Below are 8,325 nucleotides of genomic sequence, written 5' to 3'. Positions count from 1 at the left end.
GCTATAATGGCGCCTAATTTATGATCGTTGTTTGCGATCAATGTTGACTGAAACTTACTTTTTAAAAATATAGACGATGATAAATACAATCACTCAAGTGCTTGAGCAATTGGGGTTAAGTGCACAAAAACGTGCCATTCATGCACAATTTTCACATGCTGCATTAAATCATGACATCTTTTTGCAGCATATTGAAGGCACACATGCATTAAACCAAGGTTTAAACGTTGAATTGATCTGCCTCTCAACCAATGCTCTGATTCCACTGAAACAATTTATCGGGGTACAAGTCGCGGTCGATCAGGTCACAGACCAAGGCACATTATTTCGCAGCACAGGGATCATCACTCAAGCCGAACAAGGACAAAGTGATGGTGCACTGACCTTGTATAAACTTCGCTTAGAAGACGCAACGGCACTTTGGCATAAACGTCGCAACAGCCGAGTGTTTATGAATAAAAGTGTGCGAGATGTCAGTGAAATACTCTTTAAGGAATGGCAGAGCAAAAGTCCGCTATTTGCTGCTAGCCTCAGTCTTGATCTTTCTGGTTTAAATACAGAGACCGATGTCCGTCCCTTCATCATGCAGTCAAATGAAACCGATTATGACTTTCTAACACGGCTCTGGCGCAGTGAAGGCATCAACTGGCTAATTGATGAAGCTGAACTGTATGTACCTCATACTCGTCATCCGATTCAAGCTCAAAAACTTAGACTCTTGGATGACAACAGTCAGTTCCAAGCCTTAAAGCGTCGACAAATTCGTTTTCATCGTTCTAGTGCTACCGAACAAAAGGATAGCATCATCAGTCTGAGTGCACAGCGCAGCCTACAACCGACTGCAGTCTATATCCAACGTTGGCAAGCCGATCACTTGAGTCAAGAAGAAGGCGCAGGTTCAGTCCAAAGCCAACATCAACATAGCACACAACAAGACAATGCTAGCCTCAGCCTAGAACAAGCGTGGCATATTAGCCCTGCATGGATGCAAGATTTAAATGGAGAAGATCAGGCGACCGCAGCATCAAACAGCCAAATTGAAAAACTCAATCAAACCCTGAGTAATGTCTACAACCAACAGGCGAAACAATTCACTGCACAGAGCACCGTACGTGATGCCCAAGTAGGGTATTGGTTTGAGTTACATGAACATCCTGAACTTGATCAACACAGTGACGCAGACAAAGAATTTCTGATCACGACCAAGACTTTCTATAATCAAAACAACTTGCCCAAAGATTTGAGTGAGCAAATTCAGCATTTGCTGAAACAAAGCCAATGGTCACTCAAAACCAGCACAGTGCCAAGTGAACGCCAAGCCAACCACTTGAGTTTACAGCGTCGTCACATCACGACCGTTCCAGTTTATAACCCGATAGAGCACCGACCAGCCACACACCCACAACGTGCCAAAGTCGTGGGACCAAGTGGCGAAGAAATTCATGTGGATGAATGGGGGCGGATCAAAGTTCGCTTCCTCTTTACCCGCAACGATGACCACAGTCATGACGGTGGTGCAGGCGCCAATGACAATGATACAGACTCGGCATGGGTTGATGTCTTGACCCCATGGGCGGGTGAGGGCTATGGCGCACGCTTTTTACCACGCATTGGTGAAATCGTGGTGATTGATTTCTTTGACGGCAATCTTGACCGTCCCTTTGTGGTTGGGCGGATTCATGAAGCGCAGCGCAGCCCAACGAAATTTGATCAGAAAGGTCAATTGCCAGAAACCAAGAAACTAGCTGGGATTCGCTCTAAAGAAGTTGGAGGTGAAGGTTATAACCAACTGCGCTTCGATGACACAACTGACCAGATCAGTACTCAACTGCAAAGCAGCCATGGGGCAACTCAGTTGAACCTCGGCAACCTCAGCCACCCCAAAGAAACGGAGACAAGTGAGGGACGAGGAGAAGGCTTTGAGCTTCGAACTGATCAATGGGGCGCGATTCGAGCAGGTGAGGGGTTACTGCTCAGTAGCCATAAACAAGATCAAGCTGCAGGTACACATCTGAATGCTCAACCTGCCAAACAACAACTTGAAGGGACTTTAAACAATAGCCAAGCATTAAGTGAAGTGGCGAAGAATCAACAGACGGATCCGCTTGATGTTTTAGAAAACTTAAAAGGCTTCTTAGAACAGATTGAACAACAAGATCAAAACAAGGCAGATGCATTTAAACAAGCCATCATGATTCTCTCTGCACCAAACTCCATAGCTGTTAGCAGTAATGAAGATATTTATCTCTCAGCCGATGGTCAGATCAGCCAAAGTGCAGGGGAGAGTATTAACCTTTCTACGCAGAAATCGTTGATTGCACATGCCAGTGAGAAAATCAGTCTCTTTGCAGCACAGGACGGGCTAAGAGCCTATGCAGGCAAGGGCAAGGTTGAAATCCAAGCGCAAGGTGATGCACTGGATGTTATTGCGCGTAAAGGCATTCAGATTATTTCTACGGAAGATACCGTTTATATCACGAGTCCAACTGAGATTAATCTGACAGCAGGTGGTTCTCAAATCAAGATGAATGGAACAGGTATCTTTTCAACGACTGCTGGAAAGTTTGAGAGTAAGGCGGGGCAGCATCAGTTTTTGGGTGGGACTAAGGTTGCTATGGACATCCCTTTGATGCCGAATGAAATCAGAAAACAATTATTACTCCAGTATCATGACCAAGAACCAGTACAAGGGGCTCGTTTTACTATTAAGTATACGAATGGGCAGCAATATTCAGGGGTCGTAAATCAGAAAGGAATTGCAGATATCACCAATGCTCCTGAAGGCGATGGTCGAGTTATTTTTGGTGAAGACCAACGACCGTATCGGGTTGTTGCTATGGCAGATGAGAATCCAGAATATAAATCAGAGTGGGCAATGGATGATTTTGAAGCATCGTATCAGCAAGCACTAAAGGAACAAAATAAATGAATAGTGCAGAAAAGAAAATAGCCATTGTTGAAGTTGGTAATGATATTTGGAATAGAGCTAAGCAAGCAGGTAATCAAATCGCAGATGGTGCAAAGCAAATTAAAGATGGTGTAGTTATTGGTGAAAAATGGGTTGGAGGAGTTATACAAGGAGAGTTTAACGATAAAGCAACGATAGGGCAGATTTTTTGTTGATGCTGCAATAAGTATGTTTCCGATAGCTGGTGAAGTAACGGCAGCACGCGACTTAGTTGCAATATTATTAAGGATGGTGGATGACAAGAAGCAAGCATCAGACGTAATTAATTGGATCAAAATTATTTTATGTTTACTGCCTATTATCCCGATTTTTGGAGGTATTTTAAAAGGTATTGGTCGTCTCTTAATTACTGTTATAAAAGATGCCACTAAAGCAGCTGAGGTTGCCGCTGCAATACTCGCTTTTTTAAGAAAAATGGGCTATGGAAATTCGGTTGCTTTTATTCAAAAACTTAATTTTGCTCAGTATCAAGGTAAAATTTTAGCTGAACTTAAGAATGGCATCTCTCGTATGAAAGAAGGTTTCGCATTTATCAATCAGAAAATGGGTAATGCATTGCCTGAAAGCGTCAGTACTTATGTCAATTCCATGGGGCCAAAATTGGATGAACTAGGACGTCTTGCTGATAAGATGATTCCTGCTGCTATTAAAGAGCTCGACCAAGCTTTAAATAAAGTACGCACTGAGGTCATCCGTCAGATGAATGAAGCGGGTGCAAAAATTGGTGGTACTCAGACTAAAGTCATGACAACCGAAGCACGTTTAAGTTCAACTGCTTCTAAGCTGATTGCAAGTAAGGGACACACGCCTGCGCCTTTGAGTCATTTTAAGCCAGTAGAAGGCTATACTGATTTAAGGAAAAATCTTAGTTGGGTTATTAGTACATTTAGTGAAAAGGCACCAATAAAAGCAAAGACGTTTAAACCAGGAGAAAAAATAAATATTAACCGAGTACTAGATTCATCTGATCCAAAACCTTTTGGATTATTTTGGGGGGATAAACTACCTAAAAATGGCACTGAGTGGCGGTTAGATTGTGCTGTTAAATCAGAATGGTCAAAGAATGGAATTTATATTGAATTGCAGAGGATTCCTACAGTAAATGAGTTAAAGTCTATGGGGATAAATGTGCCGAAAGATTGGGGTGGATTAAAAGGATGGGAGGGGAAAATTGCAGAGCAAGTTGATTTAGAAAATAAACTTGGGACAGGACTGTTACTACCAGGCGGTGCTACACAACTAGTGATTGATTTTTATCACCCAAGTAATATTCCTATAAAACAGTATATTGAAAAAATTTCACAAGGGTATAAAAAGACCCATTGGCCCGATGCTATTTTACCAACTGATAATTCAATAACTGTAAAATATTTGAAGAAATTAGAGCATTCTAAAAAAATTGCACAGCAAGGCCAAGCAGCGAGAAGCACTTCAACTACTGGGCGCGCAAATAATCGAAATGAGGAGTCAAAAAAACGTGGAAAATAATCTTCATAGAAGTCAAGCATTGAAATTGAATGAAATGTATTCAAGCTATTCTTTTTTGAAAGAAATATATGAAATGCACGCTGATTTTGTTAGTACTTTTGAGCACTTTTTAAGAAACCCTACAGATGAGATTAAAGAAAATTATAGTGAAAATTATGAGAAACAGTACATAATGTATTTGAATGTATTGAATAATCAAGAAAAAGCATTAGAACTTTTTTTTAAAACGCCATATAAAAATGAAATATATCCATTATTTTTTGGAGATGGAATAAAAAGTGTAGTATTTGGGCGTTATGGAGATGAGAGAGATTTAGCTAATGATCCACTCTATATTGAATTAGGTATGCGGGGAAGAGATGGTAGTCTATTTGAAGAACCCTATCATATTGGGGCTATTAAAAAACTTCTCATAGCATCTGAAATGTTAGATATAGCGAAGATTACAGTTTCATCAGATTATAAATATGCACAATATTTTTTACCTAAAAGTTTAGATAAATTATTTCAAAAATGGAATTTTGAATCACTTTTTAAATTAAGTTATTGGCCTTTATATAAAGAAAATATTATAAATCAACTGAATTATTCATTGGAGAATAAGAGTTGTGATAAAGTTGTAATAGAAACAGAACAGGAAGTAACTATATCTGGTATTTATGAGGCAAAACTAGATAATGGGGAACGAGGTTGCCCTAATTATTTTTATCAAGGAACTATTGCACCTAAATATAGTAAGGGCGATATACATCAATCCAAATTTACTAAATGGCATTTAATTTGGGAAGATAAACGTTATTTAGATGGAACGATTCCAGAAGAAGAAAAAGTTTATGTTTTTGATATTGAAAATATTGGTATCAAAGCTAATAGAAACACAGAAGCCACCGAGAAACTAAGTATAAAGGCAGGTCAAGTTTGCCCCAAATCAGGTTGTTGGTTTACAGTTGCACAAGAAAATTCACGACAGTATTTTAAACAAGGTGAAATTTTACCTGAGATCGAATCTGACTGGGGGGAAGTGTATTGGCAGTTTGATGGTGAATAACAAATACTGTCACCATTTGAAATTCGTCGGCAGGAAATTTACTTGCTTAAATGCTATGGTTCTGCTGATTATTTTACAGTATTAGTAGATGCTTTTAAGCATATGTTGGATACAGAAAAAAATGCACGTGAACTTTTTATGCAGGACCTGCCTTAGGATTATCGCAATCGACATATTTCACAACAGCTGGATGTGGTTTGGGGTAAAAAATATTACCTAACTTTAAGCCGACTTTAGAAGCATTGAGGTAATTAAAAAATGGTTTTAAAAATAAATTTATTTATCTATTTACTTGGTAATTATGTTGAAACTTTAAAGACCTAGTAGGAGGGGGAGATGAAGTTTGTTTTTCTAACTATATTTGGTATTTTTTGCAAGTTGCCAAAATTCTAATCAGCAAAGCTTGGAGAAAAAAATAATTGTTAGTCCTGCATCTAAATTTAATTACAGTATTATTAGGTCTAGTGAAAAACCAACTTTAGCATTTTCAGGCAGTTTAATTAGTTCAGTGTCCTTAAATAAAATATTGGAAGAGAAATAATTTGATTTTGCTCGTATTGAGTGCGATGAGTTGAATGAATTTAAAGCTTATGCCTACCTGAAAGTGAAAGGAGAAAAAAAGATCAGAATAATTTTAACTCAACTTTTTTAATGAAAATTTGCCCAGAAGACGATGCTAATAGTGAATCTTGTATTAAAAGTATCGAAGGTTTTCAAACCAGAATTAAAATGAATTTGAATTGTGAAGTTGTTTTTTTGTGGTATGACTAAACCAAAGATGACTATCTCTAACCGATTTTAAATAAGCAAGCATCAAATATTAAATGCTGAGAAAGATATTCGTTAATATAAAAAAGTTAATACTTTAGAGTAAATACATGTAGGAACACTATGTGTTTTAGTTAACCAAATAACTTTTATAAATTAATTCTAGGCAAATTGGTGGACATTAGTTTTGAATAAATTAAATATAAATGATGTAAAAAAACCCGCCGAAGCGGGTTTTCAATTTACATATTCGGGTAGTTAGGACCACCACCACCCTCAGGAGTGACCCAAGTAATGTTCTGAGATGGATCTTTAATATCACACGTTTTACAGTGCACACAGTTAGCCGCGTTAATTTGGAAACGCTTCGAACCATCATTCTCTTCCATAATTTCATAAACACCAGCAGGGCAGTAGCGCTGAGCTGGCTCGTCCCATTTTGGTAAGTTTACATTTACAGGAATAGAAGCATCGGTCAGTTTCAAGTGTGCTGGCTGATTTTCTTCATGCACCGTATTTGATACAAATACAGAAGATAAACGGTCAAAGGTCAACTTACCATCGGGTTTTGGATAGTTCGGTTTCACTGTTGCTGCATCTACAGTTTTCAGTGTACTGAAGTCAGGCACTAAGTCATGCAGAGTAAACGGGACCTTAAACACATTTTGGTCGATGAAGTTAAATGCACCACCACCGAACGTGCCAAATTTGTGCATTGCTGGGCCAAAGTTACGAGAACGATATAACTCTTCTTTTAACCAGCTGTTGTTGAACTTGTCTGTATAAGCGGTTAACTCTTTTGCAAAGTAGTCTTCACCTTCAAGCACGCGTGCAATGGCAAGATCACCACCTTTTTCAACGCCTGCTTGAATCGCTTCGAATACCGCTTCGCCACACAACATGCCCGATTTCATGGCAGTGTGAGAGCCTTTAATTTTAGCGAAGTTTAGGAAGCCTGCATCATCACCAATTAAAGAGCCACCTGGGAAGGTAAACTTCGGCAGTGAGTTTAAACCACCTTTCACAACAGCACGTGCGCCATAAGAAATACGCTTACCACCTTCAAGATACTGCTTAATCAGTGGATGTGTTTTCCAGCGCTGCATTTCTGCAAATGGATACATGTGTGGGTTTTCGTAAGATAAATCTACGATCATACCCAAAGTAACTTGGTTGTTTTCAGCGTGATATAACCACCACCCACCAGAAGAACCGGTTTCAGCTAGAGGCCAACCTGCACCGTGCATCACCAAACCTGGTTTGTGTTTTGCAGGGTCAATTTCCCACAGTTCTTTGATGCCGATACCATAGTGTTGAGGGTCTGCATCTTTATCGAGATCGAACTTGGCAATCAGGCGCTTACCTAAATGACCACGACAGCCTTCCGCAAAAATCGTATATTTGGCATGTAGTTCATACCCTGGGGTAAAGTTATGTGTTGGTTCACCATCTTTACCAATTCCCATATCACCGGTTTGGATACCTTTAACCGTACCATCGGCATGATAAAGAATTTCAGATGCAGCAAAACCTGGGAAAATAGACACTTCTAATTCTTCAGCTTTTTGGCCTAACCAACGCACCACGTTACCGAGTGAAATCACATAGTTGCCATCATTATGCATGGTTTTAGGAACCATCCAATGCGGCGCTTCTTGTGACTTTTCAGCAGACATTAGGAAATACGTTTTATCTTCAGTTACTGGAACATTTAAAGGCGCGCCTTCTTCTTTCCAGTTTGGGAACAACTCATTGATCGCACGCGGTTCGAGCACAGCACCTGAAAGGATATGCGCACCAACTTCAGAGCCTTTTTCTACGACACAAACGGACAGATCATTAAGGTTGTTTTCAATTGCAAGTTGACGAATTTTAATCGCAGCAGAAAGGCCAGCAGGGCCTGCGCCAACGATGACTACGTCAAACTCCATCGATTCACGTTCGATGTGTTCCATGTAGGACTCCTCATATGGTTAAAGGTGGCAACCGTTTTGACTCAAAGAACGGTGCTGCCATGAGTGTTCTTAGTTCCCAGACACAAAATTTATCATCG

General features: G+C 39.6%; 5 protein-coding genes. 4 read left to right on the top strand and 1 reads right to left on the bottom strand.

Annotation, left to right across the window (positions count from 1 at the left end):
* Positions 1–76: 76 nt before the first annotated feature.
* Genes PTT44_RS00615 through PTT44_RS00600 form a run of 4 tightly spaced genes read left to right on the top strand, consistent with a single transcriptional unit; the run spans position 77 to position 5,504 of the window.
* On the top strand, positions 77–2,929 hold the full coding sequence (locus PTT44_RS00615; RefSeq protein ID WP_273795507.1) for a type VI secretion system Vgr family protein: 2,853 nt from the start codon (positions 77–79) through the stop codon (positions 2,927–2,929).
* Positions 2,926–3,123 carry a hypothetical protein gene (locus tag PTT44_RS00610; RefSeq protein WP_252726091.1) on the top strand — a complete coding sequence of 66 codons (198 nt, stop codon included), beginning with the start codon at positions 2,926–2,928 and terminating at the stop codon, positions 3,121–3,123. The genes PTT44_RS00615 and PTT44_RS00610 overlap by 4 nt, the downstream gene beginning before the upstream one ends.
* Positions 3,124–3,136: 13 nt before the next feature.
* On the top strand, positions 3,137–4,456 hold the full coding sequence (locus PTT44_RS00605) for a hypothetical protein (protein WP_252726090.1): 1,320 nt from the start codon (positions 3,137–3,139) through the stop codon (positions 4,454–4,456).
* 34 nt (positions 4,457–4,490) lie between these two features.
* Positions 4,491–5,504 (top strand): Imm72 family immunity protein, encoded by a 1,014-nt coding sequence (locus tag PTT44_RS00600; RefSeq protein ID WP_252726100.1) that lies wholly within the window; start codon positions 4,491–4,493, stop codon positions 5,502–5,504.
* A gap of 1,010 nt (positions 5,505–6,514) precedes the next feature.
* Here the strand turns inward: PTT44_RS00600 and PTT44_RS00595 are convergent.
* The gene (locus PTT44_RS00595) at positions 6,515–8,227 is read right to left on the bottom strand and encodes an electron transfer flavoprotein-ubiquinone oxidoreductase (protein ID WP_168158044.1); all 1,713 of its coding nucleotides are present in this window, start codon (positions 8,225–8,227) and stop codon (positions 6,515–6,517) included.
* Positions 8,228–8,325 lie beyond the last annotated feature (98 nt).

The sequence above is a fragment of the Acinetobacter sp. Gutcm_16 genome (assembly GCF_028649355.1).
Taxonomy (GTDB): domain Bacteria; phylum Pseudomonadota; class Gammaproteobacteria; order Pseudomonadales; family Moraxellaceae; genus Acinetobacter; species Acinetobacter johnsonii.
This window is presented reverse-complemented; position numbering and strand designations above follow the sequence as displayed.